This window comes from Streptomyces sp. NPDC001796 (assembly GCF_042892355.1).
Taxonomy (GTDB): domain Bacteria; phylum Actinomycetota; class Actinomycetes; order Streptomycetales; family Streptomycetaceae; genus Streptomyces.
Genome location: NZ_JBIAUC010000028.1, coordinates 52,524 through 72,702, shown reverse-complemented (window position 1 = coordinate 72,702; position 20,179 = coordinate 52,524). Strand labels below are relative to the sequence as shown.

17 protein-coding genes are annotated in these 20,179 nt (G+C 70.4%); 9 read left to right on the top strand and 8 right to left on the bottom strand.

What is annotated here, in order from left to right; genetic code table 11:
• The first annotated feature begins 169 nt into the window (after positions 1-169).
• From ACFYZE_RS33885 to ACFYZE_RS33870, 4 genes are all read left to right on the top strand, one after another.
• The gene (locus ACFYZE_RS33885) at positions 170-961 is read left to right on the top strand and encodes an aminoglycoside N(3)-acetyltransferase (RefSeq protein WP_389002808.1); all 792 of its coding nucleotides are present in this window, start codon (positions 170-172) and stop codon (positions 959-961) included.
• A gap of 84 nt (positions 962-1,045) precedes the next feature.
• On the top strand, positions 1,046-1,969 hold the full coding sequence (locus ACFYZE_RS33880) for an ABC transporter ATP-binding protein (RefSeq protein ID WP_389002805.1): 924 nt from the start codon (positions 1,046-1,048) through the stop codon (positions 1,967-1,969).
• Positions 1,970-2,019: 50 nt separating this feature from the next.
• Complete coding sequence (locus tag ACFYZE_RS33875; protein ID WP_389002826.1) at positions 2,020-2,736, top strand: ABC transporter permease; 717 nt, start codon at positions 2,020-2,022, stop codon at positions 2,734-2,736.
• A gap of 54 nt (positions 2,737-2,790) precedes the next feature.
• Positions 2,791-3,798: a heme A synthase gene (locus ACFYZE_RS33870; protein WP_389002802.1), complete on the top strand. Its 1,008-nt coding sequence runs from the start codon at positions 2,791-2,793 to the stop codon at positions 3,796-3,798.
• Positions 3,799-3,823: 25 nt separating this feature from the next.
• On the opposite strand, the gene ACFYZE_RS33865 is transcribed toward ACFYZE_RS33870, so the two are convergent.
• From ACFYZE_RS33865 to ACFYZE_RS33855, 3 genes are all read right to left on the bottom strand, one after another.
• Positions 3,824-4,930 carry an amidohydrolase family protein gene (locus ACFYZE_RS33865; protein WP_389002799.1) on the bottom strand — a complete coding sequence of 369 codons (1,107 nt, stop codon included), beginning with the start codon at positions 4,928-4,930 and terminating at the stop codon, positions 3,824-3,826.
• A gap of 66 nt (positions 4,931-4,996) precedes the next feature.
• Positions 4,997-5,332, bottom strand: a complete 336-nt coding sequence (locus ACFYZE_RS33860; protein ID WP_389002796.1) for a hypothetical protein — start codon at positions 5,330-5,332, stop codon at positions 4,997-4,999.
• A 78-nt stretch (positions 5,333-5,410) separates the two neighbouring features.
• The gene (locus tag ACFYZE_RS33855) at positions 5,411-6,397 is read right to left on the bottom strand and encodes a heme o synthase (RefSeq protein WP_389002823.1); all 987 of its coding nucleotides are present in this window, start codon (positions 6,395-6,397) and stop codon (positions 5,411-5,413) included.
• A 370-nt stretch (positions 6,398-6,767) separates the two neighbouring features.
• Here ACFYZE_RS33855 and tkt point away from each other — a divergent pair, with 370 nt between their 5' ends.
• The 5 genes from tkt to pgl are packed head-to-tail and all read left to right on the top strand — an operon-like array spanning position 6,768 to position 13,427.
• The gene (gene tkt, locus ACFYZE_RS33850) at positions 6,768-8,855 is read left to right on the top strand and encodes a transketolase (RefSeq protein WP_389002793.1); all 2,088 of its coding nucleotides are present in this window, start codon (positions 6,768-6,770) and stop codon (positions 8,853-8,855) included.
• Positions 8,856-8,889: 34 nt separating this feature from the next.
• On the top strand, positions 8,890-10,008 hold the full coding sequence (tal, locus tag ACFYZE_RS33845; RefSeq protein ID WP_389002790.1) for a transaldolase: 1,119 nt from the start codon (positions 8,890-8,892) through the stop codon (positions 10,006-10,008).
• 4 nt (positions 10,009-10,012) lie between these two features.
• Positions 10,013-11,545, top strand: a complete 1,533-nt coding sequence (zwf, locus tag ACFYZE_RS33840) for a glucose-6-phosphate dehydrogenase (protein WP_389002787.1) — start codon at positions 10,013-10,015, stop codon at positions 11,543-11,545.
• On the top strand, positions 11,542-12,648 hold the full coding sequence (gene opcA / locus ACFYZE_RS33835) for a glucose-6-phosphate dehydrogenase assembly protein OpcA (RefSeq protein WP_389002784.1): 1,107 nt from the start codon (positions 11,542-11,544) through the stop codon (positions 12,646-12,648). The genes zwf and opcA overlap by 4 nt, the downstream gene beginning before the upstream one ends.
• Positions 12,645-13,427 carry a 6-phosphogluconolactonase gene (pgl, locus tag ACFYZE_RS33830; protein ID WP_389002782.1) on the top strand — a complete coding sequence of 261 codons (783 nt, stop codon included), beginning with the start codon at positions 12,645-12,647 and terminating at the stop codon, positions 13,425-13,427. The genes opcA and pgl overlap by 4 nt, the downstream gene beginning before the upstream one ends.
• 101 nt (positions 13,428-13,528) lie before the next feature.
• On the opposite strand, the gene ACFYZE_RS33825 is transcribed toward pgl, so the two are convergent.
• From ACFYZE_RS33825 to ACFYZE_RS33805, 5 genes are all read right to left on the bottom strand, one after another.
• On the bottom strand, positions 13,529-14,368 hold the full coding sequence (locus ACFYZE_RS33825; protein WP_263229310.1) for a carbohydrate ABC transporter permease: 840 nt from the start codon (positions 14,366-14,368) through the stop codon (positions 13,529-13,531).
• Complete coding sequence (locus ACFYZE_RS33820; RefSeq protein WP_389002778.1) at positions 14,365-15,723, bottom strand: ABC transporter permease subunit; 1,359 nt, start codon at positions 15,721-15,723, stop codon at positions 14,365-14,367. The genes ACFYZE_RS33825 and ACFYZE_RS33820 overlap by 4 nt, the downstream gene beginning before the upstream one ends.
• Positions 15,724-15,729: 6 nt before the next feature.
• The gene (locus tag ACFYZE_RS33815) at positions 15,730-17,055 is read right to left on the bottom strand and encodes an ABC transporter substrate-binding protein (protein ID WP_389002775.1); all 1,326 of its coding nucleotides are present in this window, start codon (positions 17,053-17,055) and stop codon (positions 15,730-15,732) included.
• A 37-nt stretch (positions 17,056-17,092) separates the two neighbouring features.
• Positions 17,093-18,739: a glycoside hydrolase family 13 protein gene (locus tag ACFYZE_RS33810; protein ID WP_389002772.1), complete on the bottom strand. Its 1,647-nt coding sequence runs from the start codon at positions 18,737-18,739 to the stop codon at positions 17,093-17,095.
• 168 nt (positions 18,740-18,907) lie between these two features.
• On the bottom strand, positions 18,908-20,179 hold the full coding sequence (locus tag ACFYZE_RS33805) for an ABC transporter substrate-binding protein (protein ID WP_389002769.1): 1,272 nt from the start codon (positions 20,177-20,179) through the stop codon (positions 18,908-18,910).

Sequence of the window (20,179 nt, the reverse complement as noted above, 5' to 3'; positions counted from 1 at the left end):
AAGCCTGAAGAACTCCCATCATCGCAGGTCACAAGGCACTTCCTCGTTTCAAGAAGACTTATCCACAGACATCGAATCGGTGGATCAAGGCTAAGCCGACCTGCGGAAACGCTCCGCGATCGATCAAAGCGGTGGCGGTCACCGGCGGTCTGGACAAGACTGCGAGGCCATGCCCATACCCCTCCCGACCGGCCCTCTTGTCACCAGGGACGGTCTTCGCGCACAGCTGAGCGCGCTCGGCGTCAGGCCCGGCGAGATCCTCCTTGTGCACTCCTCGCTCAGTTCGCTCGGCTGGGTCAGCGGCGGTGCCGTCGCGGTCGTCCAGGCACTGCTCGACGCCCTCGGCCCGGACGGCACACTGGTGGTGCCGACGCAGTCCGGCGATCTGTCCGACCCGGCGTTGTGGAGCAATCCGCCGGTGCCCGAGGAATGGTGGGAGACCATCCGGGCCACCATGCCCGCCTACGACCCGCGGACCACGCCCACACGCGGGGTCGGCGTGATCCCGGAGACCGTACGCACCTGGCCGGGCGCCCTGCGCAGCGCGCATCCCCAGACGTCCTTCGCCGCGGTCGGCCCGCACGCCGCGGAGATCGTCGAGGCCCACTCGCCCGACTGCCGCCTCGGCGAACAGAGCCCGCTGGCCCGGCTGGAGGCCCTGGGCGCCCGGGTACTGCTGCTGGGCGCCGGATACGACTCCTGCACCTGCTTCCATCTGGCCGAGTACCGCATACCCTCGCCGGTCGTCCGGGTGGGGCGGCCCGGACCGAACGGGTGGGAAGTGGTGACCGAGGTGTCGATCACTTCGGAGCGCTTCGACGAGCTGGGGCACGACTTCGAGCGGGACCGGCCCGTCGTACGCGGAAAAGTGGCCGCGGCCGACGCGCGGCTGTTCCCGGTCGCCGACGCGGTGGCCTACGCGGAACGGTGGCTGGCACTGCACAGGCCGCGTGACGAGTAGTTTCCGGACGTGATCGGGCTCGGTGCAATCGGTTTCCGGCCCCCCTCGTCCGGTGCCCGACGCGCCTACCTAGACTCTGGACCCATGGGAAGCGAGCCGGTCGTCCAGGTACAGGCCCTGGTGAAGCGGTATGGCACGAAGACCGCGGTGAACGGGCTCGACCTGGTGGCCCGGGCGGGCATCACCGCTGTTCTCGGCCCCAACGGGGCGGGAAAGACGACCACGGTCGAGACCTGCGAGGGCTACCGGAAGCCGGACTCCGGCACGGTGCGCGTCCTGGGCCTCGACCCGGTCCGGGAGGCCGCCGCGCTGCGCCCCCGGATCGGCGTGATGCTCCAGTCCGGCGGGGTGTACTCGGGTGCCCGGGCGGAGGAGATGCTCCGCCACGTGGCCAAGCTGCACGCGCACCCCCTCGACGTGGACGCGCTCATCGAGCGGCTGGGACTCGGCAGCTGCGGGCGGACGCCGTACCGGCGCCTGTCGGGCGGGCAACAGCAGCGGCTCGCGCTCGCCATGGCCGTCGTCGGCCGCCCCGAGCTGGTGTTCCTGGACGAGCCGACCGCCGGCCTCGACCCACAGGCCCGCCGGGCCACCTGGGACCTCGTCCGCGACCTGCGCAGCGACGGCGTCTCCGTGATCCTGACCACCCACTACATGGACGAGGCGGAGCAGCTCGCCGACGACGTGGCGATCATCGACGCGGGCCGGGTCATCGCCCAGGGCCACCCGGAGGAGCTGTGCCGCGGCGGCGCGGAGAACACGCTCCGCTTCACCGGCCGGCCCGGCCTCGACGTCGGCTCCCTGCTGAAGGCGCTCCCGGCCGACTGCTCCGCGGCGGAGCTGACACCGGGCGCGTACCGGGTCATCGGCAAGGTCGATCCGCAGCTGCTGGCCACGGTCACCTCCTGGTGCGCGCAGCACGGGGTGATTCCGGACAGGATCTCGGTCGAACGGCACACCCTGGAGGACGTTTTCCTCGAGCTCACAGGCAAGGAGCTGCGCTCGTGACCACCGTCGGCACCTACACGCCCAAGCCCGGCGCCGCCCCTCTGCCCCGCATGATCGCCGCGCAGGCCGCGCTCGAGACGCGGATGCTGCTGCGCAACGGCGAGCAGCTGCTCCTGACAGGCGTCATCCCCACGCTGCTGCTGGTCCTCTTCAGCTCGGTCGACATCATCGACACCGGAGCGGGCAAGGCCGTCGACTTCCTCGCCCCCGGCATCCTGGCGCTCGCCGTGATGTCGACCGCATTCACGGGACAGGCCATCGCGACCGGCTTCGAGCGCCGCTACGGCGTGCTGAAGCGGCTCGCGTCCTCCCCGCTCCCCCGCTGGGGGCTGATGACCGCCAAGACGGCCTCCGTCCTCGTCACCGAGGTCCTCCAGGTGGTCCTGCTGACGGTGATCGCGTTCGCGCTGGGCTGGTCGCCGCACGGCAATCCCCTCGCCGTGCTGTTCCTGCTGGTCCTCGGCACGGCCGCCTTCTCCGGGCTCGGCCTGCTGATGGCGGGCACGCTGAAGGCGGAGGCCACCCTGGCCGCCGCCAACCTGGTGTTCCTGCTGCTGCTCGTGGGCGGCGGTGTGATCGTGCCGCTGGACAAGTTCCCCTCCGGCGCCCAGGACGTGCTCGGGCTGCTTCCGATCTCCGCCCTCTCCGACGGCCTCAGGTCCGTGCTGCAGCACGGTGCCGGAACGCCCTGGGGCGACCTGGGCATCCTGGCGGTGTGGGCCGTGGTGGGGCTGGCAGCGGCCGGGAGGTTCTTCCGCTGGGAGTGACCCGTTCCGCGTGGGCCGACCCCTCGTGAAAGCGTGCACAAGCGGCCCCCTACCATGAAAGGCGTGCCAAACGTGACCCGCGCCGACGCCGTAGCGGCCGTGCGCAACCCGCTCGCCTTCATCGCCGCACGCTGGACCCCGCATCCCAGGACGGTTCAGCGGGCGGCGCTCGCCGCGCTCCTGATGTCGGTGGTGATCGTCGTGACCGGCGGTGCCGTGCGCCTGACCGGCTCCGGGCTGGGCTGCCCGACCTGGCCGGAGTGCACGGACGGCTCGCTGACCACGACCCGCGCCATGGGCTGGCACGGCGCCATCGAGTTCGGCAACCGCATGCTGACGTATGTGCTGTGCGCGGCCGTCGGCTGGGCGATCGTCGCGGCCCGTTCGGAGAAGCCGCGGCGGCGCAGCCTCACCCGGCTCGGCTGGACGCAGTTCTGGATCGTGATGAGCAACGCGGTCCTCGGCGGCATCGTGGTCCTGGTCGGTCTCAACCCGTACACCGTCGCCGCCCACTTCCTGCTGTCCACCGCGCTCATCACGGTGGCCACGGTGATGTGGCAGCGCACACGGGAGGGCGACGAGGCACCGCGCCCGCTGGTCGGCAAGGCCGTCCAGCAGTTGGTGTGGTTCCTGGTGGTCGCCTCGGCGCTGCTGATCGCGGTCGGCACGGTCGTCACCGGTGCGGGACCGCACGCGGGCGACTCCCGCGAGGTCGATCGGATGCACGTCGACTGGGAGACCGTCGCCAAGGGGCACGCCGTGCTCGCCTGGATCGTGGTGACGCTGACGTTCGCCCTGTGGTTCGTCCTGAAGGCGGTCGACGCGCCGGTCGGCCCGTTGCACCGCACCCGTGAGCTGTTCCTGATCCTCCTCGGCCAGGGCGTCATCGGCTACGTGCAGTACTTCACGCACCTTCCGGAGCTTCTGGTCGGCTTCCACATGTTCGGCTCCTGCCTGGTGTGGATCGGGGTGCTCCGCGTGTTGCTGTCGCTGCGGGAACGCACCGGCGTGACCGCCGGCCTTCCGGGTCCGTCGACGGAGTCGGCCCTCACCAACGCCTGACGGCCCCGCGCCCCGGCCGTACGGCTCACTCCAGCCCGTAGACCCGCCGCGCGTTCCCCGCCGCGATCATCCCCGCCACCCGCTGCGCGTCCGCGAGCGACCAGGCGCCCTCGGCGACCCAGCCGCCCAGCAGCCGGGACAGCGCCTCGCGGAAGAGGCGCGCGCCGATCACATGGAGTTCGGGCAGGCCGTGGGCGCCGCTGGAGAACAGGACCTTGCCGAAGGGCGCCAGCTCCAGGACCTCGGCCAGGACGGCGGCGGCCCGGGCGCCGGTGCGCACCAGGGCCGCGCCCAGGTCCGCGTAGACGTGCGGGAAGACACCGGCCAGGTGCGCCGCGTGCCGGTGGTACGGATAGCCGTGCAGCAGGACGAGGTCCGTTCCGAGACCGGCCGTGGCGCGCACGAAGTCGGTGAGCAGGACGGGGTCGGTGCGGTCGATGCGCAGGCCCGGTTCGCCGAGGCCCGCGTGGAGCTGGAGCGGCCGGCCCGAGGCGACCGCGCTCCACAGCAGATGGCGCAGCAGCACCGGGTCCGAGAGGGTGCCTCCGACTCTGCGGCCCGCCAGCCAGCGGCCGGCCGCGCCGCGCACCTCCCCCGGGCCCGGCGGCTCCGGCGCGAGCGCCAGACCGTGCCGTACGCCGGCCACCGAGGTGAACGCCACCGCGTGTGCCGCCGCCCCGTGGATCGACTCGGCGAGATTGGCGAGGAACCCCTCGACGGTGCCGGAGGTGTCGGCCACCTGTTCGGCGAGCAGTTCCAGCCGGACGATCTCGTGAGCCTCGGCTTCCCCGGCGGACGCCATCTCGGCGGGCCCGGTCAGATCGCCGGGCAGCCCCGTGTCGACGAGGTAGGTGGTGATGCCGCTGCCGCGCAGCAGCCTGCGCCCCGCTTCCAGGACGCCGAGTTCCCGCCGACGGGCGAGATAGCGGGCCGGCGGGCAGTGCGGCTCCAGACCGAGCAGCGGCGGACACCAGCGGCGTACCGCGAAACCCGTCTGGGTGTCGAAAAGGGTCGTACCGGCGGCCGGCGGGCCCTCGGTACGGGCGAGGTGGGCCTCGAAGGTGCCGAGGCCCAGCTCGGTACGGACCACGCCGTGGCAGTACTGGTCCACCAGGGACGGCGTTTCGATCATCCGGGCTCCCGTGACTGGACCGTGCATCCTGAAGGTCCTAACGGGTGAACCCGGCGTGAGGTGTTGCTACTGGGCGGAGCGCGTGCCGCCCACCTGGATCCCCGCCATGCGCGTCCACTCGTACGGGCCGGTCTTCACCTTGCCCGCGAACTCACCGTCGAACGCCTCGTGGACGGTGATGCCGGACTTCTCCACCGCCTTCTCGGCCACGGCGTGGGTGGGCGCCACGAGGTCGCCCCAGGTGCCGTCCTCGCCGACGAGCACGATGCGGGCCCCGCGCTGCCCGATGTACGCGACCTGGCCCTCGGCGCCGCCGTGGGCCTTGGAGAAGGAGTCGATCCGCCGGGCGATCCGGGCCGCCCTGCGCTCGTCCTTGGGGTCAACCTGCTGCGTGTCTGCCATGGTCAGGATGCTACCGACGAGTAGATCGACTGGCGAGAGCAGTGCCCTGTGACGTACGTCGGCTACCGGAGGTGTTCGTCAGCGGAGGAACGGATCCACCGCCACCGCGACGAACAGCAGCGAGACGTACGTGATCGACCAGTGGAAGAGCCGCATCTCCTTCAGCTTGGCCCCGGTGGCCTCCGCCTTCGCCCGGTTCTGCAGCGCGTGCGCCTCCCACAGCCACCAGCCGCCCGCCGCCAGTGCGACCGCCGTGTAGAACCAGCCGGTGTAGCCGAGCGGGGTCAGCAGCAGGGAGACCACGACCATCACCCAGCTGTAGATCACGATCTGCCGGGCGACCACCTTGTTGGAGGCGATGACCGGCAGCATCGGCACGCCCACGCGCGCGTAGTCCTCCCTGACCTTCATGGACAGCGGCCAGTAGTGCGGCGGCGTCCAGAAGAACATGACGAGGAAGAGGATGACCGGCGCCCACGACATGGAGTCGGTGACGGAGGACCAGCCGATGAGCACCGGCATGCAGCCGGCGATGCCGCCCCACACGATGTTCTGCGAGGTACGGCGCTTGAGGATCATCGTGTAGACGACGACATAGAAAAGGAGGGCTCCGAGCGACAGCCACGCCGACAGCCAGTTGACGGTGAAGCCGAACAGAAGCGTCGAGACGACCGCCAGCGTGATGCCGAAGGCCAGGCACTCGCGCGGGCTGACCATGCCGGTGACCAGCGGGCGCTGGGAGGTGCGGTCCATGAGCGCGTCGATGTCGCGGTCGATGTACATGTTCAGCGCGTTGGCGCCGCCCGCGGACAGGTAGCCGCCGATGCAGGTGAGCAGGACCAGCTTCAGGTCCGGCACGCCCTGCTGGGCGAGGAACATCACCGGGACCGTGGTGATCAGCAGCAGCTCGATGATCCGCGGCTTGGTCAGTGCCACGAACGCCTTGACACGGGCCCCGAACGGCCGGTGGCTCGGGCTCTGGCTCGCACCGAGCTCCCCCTCCCCCAGTGCCTTAAGGGCCTGGGAGGTGCCCCCAGGACGGGATTCGACGGCCGTCACGCACACCCCTGACAGAGACATCCCAGCGAGCCGTGGCTGTGAACGCCCAGTAAAGGCTCGCGCGTACTCACGCAACTTTAGACGTTGCCCGAAGCGCGCCCTTCGCGGGGGGTGGGTCGTGTTGGGCGGTGGCCGTGCCGCTGGTGAGTGAGGGGTGAAGCGCGAGCCGGACCGAGCTCGATTGAGCGATCGGATGAGCGGGTCCGTATTCAGTTGCCGACTACGGATATGGCGGGTCGGGAGGCGGACTTCCTGGACTCCCGGCAGTCTGGAATGACCCGAAAAGACGCACGTACTTGCAGGGGTAGGCTCAGCAGCGGCCGGTGGGCGCCCAGTGCACCGGCATTCGACATGTGGAGAGGAGCCCTGACCCAGGGTGAGCACCAAGCCGACCACCACAGACCTCGAGTGGACCGAGTTGGACCAGCGTGCGGTCGACACCGCGCGTGTCCTGGCCGCCGATGCCGTACAGAAGGTCGGAAACGGCCATCCGGGTACGGCGATGAGCCTGGCTCCGGCCGCCTACACCCTCTTCCAGAAGGTGATGCGCCACGACCCGGCCGACGCCGACTGGGTGGGCCGTGACCGCTTCGTGCTGTCCGCCGGCCACTCGTCCCTGACCCTCTACACCCAGCTCTACCTGGCCGGTTTCGGCCTGGAACTGGACGACCTGAAGGCCTTCCGCACCTGGGGCTCGAAGACCCCCGGCCACCCCGAGTACGGGCACACGGTGGGCGTGGAGACGACGACCGGCCCGCTGGGCCAGGGGGTCGCCAACGCCGTGGGCATGGCGATGGCCGCCCGCTACGAGCGCGGTCTGTTCGACCCGGACGCCCCGCAGGGCGAGTCCCCCTTCGACCACTTCATCTACTGCATCGCCGGCGACGGCTGCCTGCAGGAGGGCATCTCCGCGGAGGCGTCCTCGCTGGCCGGGCACCAGAAGCTCGGCAACCTGATCCTGCTGTGGGACGACAACCACATCTCGATCGAGGGCGACACCGCGACCGCTGTCTCCGAGGACACGGTCAAGCGGTACGAGGCCTACGGCTGGCATGTGCAGCGCGTCGCCCCGAAGCCGGACGGCGACCTCGACCCGCACGCCATCTACAACGCGATCCAGGCGGCGAAGAAGGTCACGGACCGGCCGTCCTTCATCGCGATGCGTTCGATCATCGCCTGGCCCGCGCCGAACGCGCAGAACACCGAGGCCGCGCACGGCTCCGCGCTGGGCGATGACGAGGTCGCGGCCACCAAGCGGGTCCTCGGCTTCGACCCGGAGAAGTCCTTCGAGGTCTCGGACGAGGTCCTGGCGCACACCCGCGAGGCACTGCAGCGGGGCCGTGAGGCCAAGGCCGAGTGGGAGAAGTCCTTCCAGCAGTGGCGGGACAACAACCCCGAGCGCGCCGCCGAGTACGACCGGATCAGCAAGGGCGAGCTGCCCACCGGCTGGGAGGAGAAGCTCCCGGTCTTCGAGGCGGGCAAGGGCGTCGCCACGCGTGCCGCCTCCGGCAAGGTGCTCCAGGCCCTCGGTGCGGTGATCCCCGAGCTGTGGGGCGGCTCCGCCGACCTCGCCGGGTCGAACAACACGACGATCGACAAGAACAGCTCGTTCCTCCCGGTCGGCAACCCGCTGCCGGAGGCGAGCCCCTACGGCCGCACGATCCACTTCGGCATCCGTGAGCACTCCATGGCCGCGGAGATGAACGGCATCGCGCTGCACGGCAACACCCGTATCTACGGGGGCACGTTCCTGGTGTTCTCCGACTACATGCGCAACGCCGTGCGCCTGTCCGCGCTGATGCACCTGCCGGTGACGTACGTGTGGACGCACGACTCCATCGGCCTCGGTGAGGACGGCCCCACCCACCAGCCGATCGAGCACCTGGCCTCGCTGCGCGCGATCCCGGGCCTGAACATCGTGCGCCCGGCCGACGCCAACGAGACCGCGATCGCCTGGCGCGAGATCCTCAAGCGCTGGACGAAGGAGTTCGGCAAGGGCGCCCCGCACGGTCTGGCGCTGACCCGTCAGGGCGTGCCGACGTACGAGCCGAACGAGGACACCGCGCGCGGCGGTTATGTGCTGTTCGAGGCGGAGGGCGGCGAGCCGCAGGTCATCCTGATCGCCACCGGATCCGAGGTGCACGTGGCCGTGGAAGCGCGCGAGCAGCTCCAGGCCGACGGCGTTCCGACGCGGGTGGTGTCGATGCCGTCCGTGGAGTGGTTCGAGGAGCAGGACCAGGGGTACCGGGACAGCGTCCTGCCGCCGTCGGTGAAGGCGCGGGTCGCGGTGGAGGCCGGGATCGGGCTGACCTGGCACAAGTACGTGGGAGACGCCGGACGCATCGTTTCCCTGGAGCACTTCGGTGCTTCGGCCGACGGCAAGGTGCTCTTCCGCGAGTTCGGTTTCACTGCCGAGAACGTTGCATCCGCCGCCCGGGAATCGATCGCCGCAGCCCAGCGCTGACGCTGATACACGACACGTAGGAGATGCAATTTCCATGACAGACGCACTCAAGCGCCTCTCCGAGGAAGGCGTCGCGATCTGGCTGGACGACCTGTCGCGCAAGCGGATCACGTCCGGCAACCTCGCCGAACTGATCGACCAGCAGCACGTCGTGGGCGTCACCACCAACCCGACGATCTTCCAGAAGGCGATCTCCGAGGGCGACGGCTACGACCAGCAGCTCGCCGACCTCGCCGCCCGCAAGGTCACCGTCGAAGAGGCGATCCGCATGATCACCACGGCGGACGTCCGGGACGCCGCCGACATCCTGCGTCCGGTGTTCGACGCCACCGAGGGCCAGGACGGCCGGGTGTCGATCGAGGTCGACCCGCGGCTCGCGCACAACACCCGGGCCACCGTCGCCGAGGCCAAGCAGCTGGCCTGGCTGGTCGACCGTCCGAACACCCTCATCAAGATCCCGGCGACCCGTGCGGGCCTGCCGGCGATCACCGAGACGATCGGCCACGGCATCAGCGTCAACGTCACGCTGATCTTCTCGCTGGAGCGTTACCGCGAGGTCATGGACGCCTACCTCAGCGGCCTGGAGAAGGCCCGCGAGAAGGGCCTGGACCTCTCCAAGATCCACTCGGTGGCGTCGTTCTTCGTCTCCCGGGTCGACACCGAGATCGACAAGCGGATCGACAAGTTGGGCACCGACGAGGCGAAGGCGCTGCGCGGCAAGGCCGCCGTCGCCAACGCGCGCCTGGCCTACCAGGCGTACGAGGAGGTCTTCTCCTCGGACCGGTGGAGCGCGCTGGAGAAGGCGGGCGCGAACAAGCAGCGTCCGCTGTGGGCCTCCACCGGCGTGAAGGACAAGGCGTACAAGCCGACCCTGTACGTGGACGAGCTGGTGGCGCCGAACACGGTGAACACCATGCCGGAGGCCACCCTGGTGGCCACCGAGGACCACGGCGAGATCACCGGCAACACCGTCGCCGGCACCTACGAGCAGGCGCGCGCCGACCTCGACGCGCTCGCGAAGCTCGGGATCTCGTACGACGAGGTGGTCCAGCTCCTGGAGGACGAGGGCGTCGAGAAGTTCGAGGCGTCCTGGAACGACCTCCTCAAGTCGACCGAGGCGGAACTGCAGCGCCTCGCGCCCTCGGAGGGCTGAGATCTTGACATCCGTACACGGAGCGAATCCGCTTCGTGACGCCGCGGACCGACGGCTCCCGCGCATCGCGGGGCCGTCGGGCCTGGTGATCTTCGGCGTTACGGGCGATTTGTCACGTAAAAAGCTGATGCCGGCCGTTTACGACCTGGCAAATCGGGGTCTGCTGCCCCCGGGCTTCTCGCTCGTCGGCTTCGCCCGCCGCGACTGGGAGCACGAGGACTTCGCCAGAGTGGTCCACGACGCCGTCAAGGAGCACGCCCGCACGCCGTTCCGCGAGGAGGTCTGGCAGCAGCTCCTCCAGGGGATGCGCTTCGTCCAGGGCACCTTCGACGACGACGACGCGTTCGAGCGGCTGCGCTCGACGATCGAGGAGCTCGACAAGGCGCAGGGCACGGGCGGCAACTTCGCCTTCTACCTCTCCGTGCCGCCGAAGTCCTTCCCGGTCGTCATCCAGCAGCTGAAGAAGCACGGCCTGGCCGAGCAGTCGGGCGGTTCCTGGCGGCGCGCGGTCATCGAGAAGCCGTTCGGCCACGACCTGAAGTCGGCCGAGGAACTCAACAAGGTCGTGCACGAGGTCTTCGCCCCGGACCAGGTCTTCCGCATCGACCACTACCTGGGCAAGGAGACCGTCCAGAACATCCTGGCGCTGCGGTTCGCCAACACGATGTTCGAGCCGATCTGGAACCGGTCCTTCGTGGACCACGTGCAGATCACGATGGCCGAGGACATCGGCATCGGCGGCCGCGCGGGCTACTACGACGGAATCGGTGCCGCCCGTGACGTCATCCAGAACCACCTGCTCCAGCTGCTGGCGCTGACGGCCATGGAGGAGCCCGCCTCCTTCGACGCCGACGCACTCGCCGCGGAGAAGACCAAGGTGCTCGGCGCCGTCCGGCTGCCGAAGGACCTGGGCACCTCGACCGTGTTCGGACAGTACTCGGCCGGCTGGCAGGGCGGCGAGAAGGTCATCGGGTACCTCGAGGAAGAGGGCATCGACAAGAAGTCGAAGACCGACACCTATGCCGCGGTGAAGCTGGAGATCGACAACCGCCGCTGGGCGGGCGTGCCGTTCTACCTGCGCACCGGCAAGCGGCTGGGGCGCCGGGTGACGGAGATCGCGGTCGTCTTCCAGCGCGCCCCGCACTCCCCCTTCGACACGACGGCCACCGAGGAGCTCGGCCAGAACGCGGTCGTCATCCGCGTCCAGCCGGACGAGGGCGTCACCGTGCGCTTCGGCTCCAAGGTGCCGGGCACCTCGATGGAGATCCGGGACGTGTCCATGGACTTCGCCTACGGCGAGTCCTTCACGGAGTCCAGCCCGGAGGCGTACGAGCGCCTGATCCTGGACGTGCTGCTGGGTGACGCCAACCTCTTCCCGCGGACCGAGGAGGTCGAGCTGTCCTGGAAGATCCTCGACCCGATCGAGGAGTACTGGGACGAGCACGGCAGGCCCGCTCAGTACCCGGCCGGCACCTGGGGGCCCGTCGAGGCGGACGAGATGCTTCAGCGAGACGGACGGAGCTGGCGCCGGCCATGAAGATAGACCTCACGGACACCACGGCCAGCAAGATCAACAAGGCGCTGGTGGAGGGCCGCCGGGCGATCGGCACGCCCGCCGTCGGCATGGTGCTCACACTGGTCATCGTCACCGACGAGGAGAACGCCTACGACGCGCTGAAGGCCGCGAGCGAGGCCTCCCGAGAGCACCCCTCGCGCACCCTCGTGGTCATCAAGCGCGTCTCGCGTTCGCCGCGCGACCGCACCTCCTCGCGTCTGGACGCGGAGGTGCGGGTGGGCGCGGAAGCGGGCACCGGCGAGACGGTGGTGCTGCGGCTCTACGGCGAGGTGGTGGACCACGCCCAGTCCGTGGTGCTGCCGCTGCTGCTGCCGGACGCGCCGGTCGTCGCCTGGTGGCCGGTCAACGCGCCGCTGGACCCCGCCAACGACCCCCTCGGCGCGCTCGCGCAGCGCCGGGTCACGGACTCCTACACGGCCGAGGCACCGGTGCGGGAGCTCAGCGCCCGCGCCGACGCCTACACGCCCGGCGACACGGACCTGTCCTGGACCCGCATCACGCCCTGGCGCTCGATGCTGGCCGCGGCCCTCGACCAGGTCACCTGCGAGGTGCGGAGGGTCGAGGTGGAGGGCGAGGAGTTCAACCCGAGCTGCGAACTCCTGGCGATGTGGCTGGCGGACCGCTTGGACGTCCCGGTGAAGCGCTCGCTCTCCTCCGGCCCAGGCCTGACCGCGGTCCGCATGGAGACGAACTGCGGCCCGATCGCTCTGGACCGCGCGGACGGCTCGCTCGCGACCCTGTCCGTCCAGGGCCAGCCGGACCGTGCCGTGGCGCTCAAGCGCCGGGAGACGGCCGAGCTGATCGCAGAGGAGCTGCGGCGACTGGACCCGGACGACACGTACGCGTCGGCGCTGCGGTACGGGGTGGACCGGCTGAACACGGGGGCCGCCGAGGCTCCGGCTCGCGAGCCGGAGGCGGGCGGGCCCGGGGCCGGCGACCCCGCGGCCGACGAGCCTGCGGCTCAGGAGCCGGTGGCGGTCGAGGCCCCCGTGGAGACGGCCGCGAAGACACCCGCGAAGAAGGCCACAAAGAAGGCCCCGGCGAAGAAGGCGGCCGCCAAGTGACTGCTCCCCAGCTCGTCGTGCACCGCGACAAGGAGTTGATGGCCCAGGCCGCGGCGGCCCGGCTGATCACGAAGATCGTGGACGCTCAGGCCTCGCGCGGCTCCGCGTCGGTCGTGCTCACCGGTGGCCGCAACGGCAACGGCCTGCTCGCCGCGCTCGCCGCCGCACCGGCCCGGGACGCCATCGACTGGGGTCGCCTGGACCTGTGGTGGGGCGACGAGCGGTACCTGCCGGAGGGCGACCCGGAGCGCAACGTGACCCAGGCCCGGGAGGCTCTGCTGGACTCCGTGCCGCTGGACCCGAAGCGCGTGCACGCCATGCCCGCGTCGGACAGCCCGTACGGTGCGGACGTGGAGTCCGCGGCCGAGGCGTACGCGGCGGAACTGGCCCGGGCCGCGGGCCCCGAGAACCACGGATCGGTGCCCACCTTCGATGTGCTGATGCTGGGCGTCGGCCCGGACACGCATGTGGCGTCGCTGTTCCCGGAACTGCCGGCGGTGCGGGAGACGGATCGAACGGTCGTCGCCGTCCACGGCGCGCCGAAACCGCCGCCGACTCGTATCTCCCTGACGCTGCCGGCGATCCGGGCGGCGCGCGAGGTGTGGCTGCTGGCGGCGGGTGAGGACAAGGCGCAGGCGGCGGCGATCGCCCTGTCGGGCGCGGGCGAGATCCAGGCACCGGCGGCGGGCGCGTACGGCCGCTCGCGCACGCTGTGGCTGCTGGACTCGGCGGCGGCGTCGCAGCTCCCGCGCTCTTTGTACCCACCGGCGTCGCCGTGAGGAACGGGGGCGGCAGCGGATGGCCCGACTGCCGCCCCCGTCACCACGGGGGCGGCCGACTCCCAGGCCTGCCCCCGCACGAGTCGCCGTCACGGGCTCGGTCACTTGACCGAGCCCGCCATCACCCCCTGCACGAAGTGCCGCTGGAACGCGAAGAACACGACCACCGGCACGATCAGTGACAGGAACGCCCCCGGCGCCAGTACATCGATGTTGCTGCCGAACTGCCGTATCTGGGACTGGAGTGCGACGGTCAGCGGTTGTGAGGAGCTGTCCGCGAACAGCAGCGCGACCAGCATGTCGTTCCACACCCACAGGAACTGGAAGATGGCGAGGCTCGCGATGGCGGGCCGCCCCACCGGCAGGACCAGCCGGGTGAAGATCCGCCACTCGCTCCCCCCGTCCATCCGCGCCGCCTCCAGCATCTCCTTCGGCATCTCCGCGAAGTAGTTCCGCAGCAGGAACACCGCGAACGGCAGCCCGTACGCCACGTGGAAGAGCACGACGCCCGGGATCGTGCCGAACAGGCCCAGCGCGCCGAAGAGCTTCGCCACCGGCAGCAGACCGATCTGCACCGGCACCACCAGCAGCGCCACCACCAGCAGGAACAGCGGCTCCCGCCCGGGGAAGTCCAGCCATGCGAACGCGTACCCGGCGAGCGCCGCCAGCACGACCACCAGCACCGTCGCCGGCACCGAGATCAGCACGGTGTTCCAGAAGGCCTGCGTGATCCCGGCGTTCTTCAGCAACGCCGAGTAGTTGTCGAAGGACAGCTGCCCGGGACTGACCAGCGCTGTCCACCAGCCGCCCTTCGCCGTGTCCTGCGACGACCGCAGCGACGACACGAACAGCCCCGCCAGCGGGGTCAGCCAGATCAGGCCGACCACCACCAGGAAGGCCTGCACCAGTCCGTTGCCCAGGCCCCGCCTCACCGCGTTCATCGCTGACTCCTTCGAAAGCGCCGGACGTTGAAGACCATCGCGGGGATCACCAGCAGCAGGAGCAGCACACCCAGCGCACTGCCGAGGCCCTGGTTGTTGCCGCCGCCGAACGAAACCAGCCACATCTGGGTGGCGAGCACGGTCGCGTCCTCCTGCACCGGCCCGGGCGCGATGATGTAGACGAGGTCGAACACCTTCATGACGTTGATGACGAGGGTCACGAAGACGACGGTCAGCACCGGCGCGAGCAGCGGCACCGTGATCCGCCGGAAGATCTGCCACTCGTTCGCCCCGTCCATCCGCGCCGCCTCCAGCGCGTCCCGCGGGAGCGTCGACAGCCCGGCGCCGATCAGCACCATCGCGAAGCCGGTCCAGATCCACAGGTACGCCCCGATGATCGCAGGCGTGACCAGTGTCGGCCCGAGCCAGGACACGCCCTGGTACGGCGCCGCGAAGTTCGAGGACGGCAGCTTCACCGTGTACGAGCCGGACTTCAGCCCCGGGAAGCGGAACGAGCCGTCGGCCGCCGTCGTCGTACCGGCCACCGTCCGCCCGTCGCGCACGGCCTCGACCTTCATCCCGGGCAGCCCGCTCTCCCGCGGGTCGACCCTTCCCTGCTTCCCGCCGCCACCGGGCGTGAAGTCCAGGTAGACCACTCCGCGCAGTTCGTCCGCCGCGGCCTTCTTCCCGGCCGCCGCGTACGCGGGCGAGGCGTCCTTCGGCAGGTCCTTGGGCAGCACGCCGACCATCGGAAGCGCCACCGAGCTGCCGGGTGAGACGCCCGCACTCGTCGCGTACGACCCGTCACGGCCCTGCGTCAGGCCCTGCCCCTCGCGCGCCCGCGCCGTCGGATACGACGACGCGCCCTTGAACGCGTCGTGGATCGAGACCGCGGCCGCGTTCAGTACCCCCTTGTTGGGGTCCTCGTCGTAGGCGAGCCGGAAGATGATGCCGGCGGCGAGGAAGGACACCGCCATCGGCATGAACAGCAGCAGCTTGAACGCCGTCGCCCAGCGGACCTTCTCCACCAGCACGGCAAGGATCAGGCCGAGCCCCGTCAGGAGCGCCGGAGCCACGACCACCCAGATCGTCGTGTTCCGGATGGCCTTCAGCGTCGCCGGGTCGCGGAACATCTCGGCGTAGTTGTCCCCGCCCACGAACCGGGTGCCGGAGGCGTCGAAGAAGCTGCGGCCGATCGAGAACAGCACGGGGTACACGACGAGCGCACCGAGCAGCAGCAGCGCGGGGAACACGAACAGCAGGGCGATGATCCGCCCCCGCCGCCGGGTGCGGCGCCTCACGGCGGCACCGGCGGCGGTCGGCGGGCTCGCCTCATTCACGAGCGTTGCGGTCATGACCCGTCAGCCCTGGTAGGCCTTGGCCGCCGCGTCCTCCAGCTGGGCCGCGGTCGCCTTCGGGTTCGACGGGTCGCGCAGGAAGTCCTGCAGCAGCTTCCACTCGCCCGCGCCCTTGGTGCCGCCGAAGGCCGCCGGCGCCTGGTCGGACATGTCGAAGCGGACCGAGTCGCCCGCCGCGATGAGGGACTTGGCCGTCGCCCGCGTCACGTCGTCGCCGTAGGTGGAGAGGTCCAGCTTCTTGTTCGGGGACAGGAAGCCGCCCGCCTTCGCCCACACGGCCGCGGCCTCGGGGGTCGCCAGGTACTCCAGCAGCTTCATGCCGGCCTTGGCGTTCTTGCCGTCCTTGAGGACGACCGCCGCGTCACCGCCGCTGACGACCGGTGCCGTGCCGCCGTCGACCGAGGGGAACGGGAAGAAGTCCGCGTCCTTGCCGATGGTCTTTCCGAACTGGTCGTGCGCGACCCCGGCCACGAAGTCGCCCTCGTAGACCATGCCCGCCTGCGGCTTGGGTCCGAAGACCTTCTCCACAGAGCCCGGGAAGTCGGTGTTCAGGGCTTCCTTCTGCCCGCCCGCGATCAGCTGCTTGTCCTTGAACAGCTTGCCCAGCGTGGTGAGCGCCTCGACCACGCTCGGGTCGGTCCACTTGAGCTTGTGCGCGGCGAGCGCGTCGTACTTCTCGGGACCGGCCTGGGACAGGTAGATGTTCTCGAACCAGTCGGTGAGGGTCCAGCCGTCCTCCCCCGCGACCGCGAAGGCGGCGAGGCCCGAGTCGGAGACGGTGTGCCCGGCCTTCAGCATCTCGTCGTACGTCTTCGGCGGCTTGACCCCGGCCTGGTTGAGCGCGTCGGGGCTGTACCAGACGGTCGACTTGTGGGCGGCCTTGAAGTACAGGCCGTACAGGGTGCCGTCGACGCTGCCGTACTTCTTCCACACCGGTGCGTAGTTGCTGTCGACCGACTGCTCGGTGGTCGCGGACAGCTTCTGGAGCCAGCCCTTCTTGGCGAACTGCTGGAGCACGCCGACCTGCGGGACCATCACGACGTCCGGCGCGTTGCCGCCCTCGATCTTGCTGCCGACGACGGTGGAGACGTTGTCGCCGGTGGAGATGAACTGCGTCTTGGCGCCGGTCTTCTCGCTGAACGCGTCCAGGACCTTCTGGAAGTTCTTCTGCTCGCTGCCGGTCCAGACACCGGCCACGGTGACCGTCTGGCCGCTGAGCGCCTTGTCACCGCCGCCCGCGGTGACGGGGCCGCCGCCGCAGGCGGTCGCGCCGAGTGCGAGGGCGAGTGCGGTGCAGCCGGTGAGCAGGGTGGTACGTCGTCGCATCATCGTTGATGTCCCTTCGGGGATGGGGGAATGGACGGGGTCAGAGGTCGGTGCCGTCGCTGATCCACCAGGCGGCCGTCGAGCCGGGGAGCACCCCGGGCGGGCAGGGGCCGCTGGCCAGCAGGGGGGTACCGGAGATCGGCGCCGGCGTGGGAGCGGTACCGAAGTTGACGGCGCAGACGAGGTCGTCGCCGCGTACGAAGGCGAGGACGCCGGGCGGGGTGTCCAGCCAGCGCAACGTGCCCTCGCCCAACTGCGGTAGGGAAGAACGCAGTTGGAGGCCGTCGCGGTACAGGTGCCAGAAGGAGCGGGTGTCGGCGAGGGCACGGTCGGTGGCGTGCTCGGCGAACCACTCGGGCTGCGGCAGCCAGGGCCTCGCCCCCTCGGCGCCGGAAGTGAAGCCGAACGGGGAGGCCTGCCCGGACCAGGGCAGCGGCACCCGGCAGCCGTCGCGGATCCGGGCGCGGCTTCCGGTGCGGCGGAAGATCGGGTCGGTGAGCACGTCGTCTGGCAGGTCGACGACCTCGGGCAGGCCCAGCTCCTCGCCCTGGTAGATGTACGCGGCTCCGGGCAGCGCCAGCATCAGCAGCGCGGCGGCGCGGGCACGGGCGGCACCGAGGCCGCTGCCCTGCGGGGTGGGTTCTCCGTAGCGGGTGACGGTGCGGACCTGGTCGTGGTTGTTGAGGACCCAGGTGACCGTGGAGCCGGTGCCCGCGATGTCCTGCATGGCCTCGAAGATCACCTTGCGGAAGGCGTCGGGGTCCCAGGGGGCGCTGAGCAGGTCGAAGAAGAAGGCCTGGTGCAGTTCGTCCGGGCGGACGTACTTCGCGTGCTCGCGGGCGGTCGGCACCGAGACCTCGCCCACCAGGAGGCGCTCACGGCCGTCGCGTGCCGTGTACTCCTCGCACACCGATCGCCAGTGGCGCCAGACGTCGTGCACCTCGGGCTGGTTCCAGGCGAGGGGGTTGACCGAGTCGCGGGTGCGGGCGTCGGCCTCCGGGTCCGGGGAGTCGGGCAGCTCCGGGTGCTTGAACAGGCCGGCGGCGACGTCGATGCGGAAGCCGTCGACGCCCCGGTCCAGCCAGAAGCGCAGCACCCGGTCGAACTCGGCGGGAACCTCTGGGTTGCGCCAGTTCCAGTCGGGCTGCTCTGGCGTGAACATGTGCAGGTACCACTGGCCGGGGCGGCCGTCCGCCTCCGTGACACGGGTCCACGCCGGGCCGCCGAACATGGCGTGCCAGTTGTTGGGCGGCTCGGAGCCGTCGGGCCCGCGGCCGTCGGCGAAGTGGAAGCGGGCGCGGGCCGGGCTGCCGGGCGGCGAGGCCAGGGCTTCGCGGAACCACGGGTGCTCGCTGGAGCAGTGGTTGGGGACGATGTCCAGGAGCACCTTGATGCCGAGCCGCCGGGCGGCGGCCGTGAGCAGGTCGAACTCGGCGAGGTCGCCGAAGAGCGGGTCGACGTCGCAGTAGTCGGAGACGTCGTAGCCGTGGTCGTGCTGCGGGGAGGGGTAGAAGGGGCTCAGCCAGATCCCGTCGACGCCGAGCTTCTTCAGGTACGGCAGGCCGGCCCTGACGCCGGCCAGATCGCCGATGCCGTCGCCGGTGCTGTCCAGGAAGCTACGGACGTACACCTGGTAGATCACTGCGTCGCGCCACCAGCGGCGGGTGTCGATGTGCTTGGGACTCACCCCGTTGACCTGTCTGTGCGTGCTGACGGTTATGCATGCATGTTAAGTAGCGGTTTCACGAGGGTGTCAACGAACAGTACGAAAGCTACTGGGAAGTTGGGGGACGAAATCCGGACTTATCGGGGCATCGCGAGACCGGTTGAGACGTCCGCGTTACCTAACAAGTAACTAGCGATGCGAAATGGCGGCCAGCTCGCGAGCCAGGCGTCGCACTGCCGACTCGGGCGTCTCCTGCCCTGCCAGCGCGTCGTGCACCACCGCCTGCACCGCCAGGCTGACCTGGTCGTAGCGCGGGCTCTTGGGGCGCGGTGCGGCCGCGAGCACGGCGGCGCGCAGGGTCGGCAGATACGGGAACTGCCGCACGAGTTCGGGGTCGTCGTAGAGCGCGGCACGCACGGGCGGCAGCGCGCCACGGGTGAGCACCTGGCGCTGGACGCCCTCGCTGGTGAGGTACGCGATCAGACGCGCGGCCGACTCGGGGTGGCGCGCATGGGTGTTGACGGCCAGGTTGGAGCCGCCCAGAACACTCGTCCCCGGCCCGTCAGGCCCCGGCAGCGGGACGGCGCCGATCCTCCCGGCCACCTTCGACCCCGGGGCGGAGGCGGCGACGTACGCGTACGGCCAGTTGCGCAGAAAGAGCAGCCGACCGTCCTGGAAGGCCTGCTTGGACTCCTCCTCCTTGTACGTCAGCGCCTCCTTGGGAATCCACCCCTCGCGGATCCCGCGGACGAGGAACCCGATCCCCTGGCGGGCCGCGTCGGAATTGACGGTGACACGGGCGCCCTCGTCGCCGAGGATGGTGCCGCCCGCCGAGTACACGGCCTCGGCCGCGTTGACGGTGAGGCCCTCGTAGGGCAGGAACTGGCCCGCATAGCCACCGAGCCCGTACTTGGGCGCGACGGTCTTCGCGTCGCGCTCCAGCTCGGCCCAGGTGCGCGGCGGCGGCACGCCCTCCTTGGCGAGGATGTCCTTGCGGTACAGGAGAAGTCCGGCATTCGTGACATACGGGACTGCGTACAGCTGTCCGTCGTAGGTGGCCGTGTCGACGACCGGCGGCAGGAAGGTCCTCAGCGGGAACCGGTCGCGCGGCAGCGGACGGATCCAGCCGGCCGCCGCGAACTCGGAGGTCCAGGCGACGTCGATGTTCAGGACGTCGAACCGGCTCCGGTCGCCGCCGCGCAGGTCGGTGGTCATCTGCGCATGCGTCTCGTCGGCGGAGTCCGGCAGCTCGACGAGGGTGACCTTCTCGCCGGGATGGGTGCGGTTCCAGCCCTGAAGGAGCGGGCCGAGATAGCCGGTGAGGTCTCCCGCGGTGGCCAGGGTGAGCGGGCCACGGCCCCCGGCACTCCCCTCTTCGGCGTGGGCTCCGGAGGCCACGTAACCGGTCATGACCACGGCAAGGACGAGGAGGCACCTACCGGCGGCGCGTATCCACCGCAT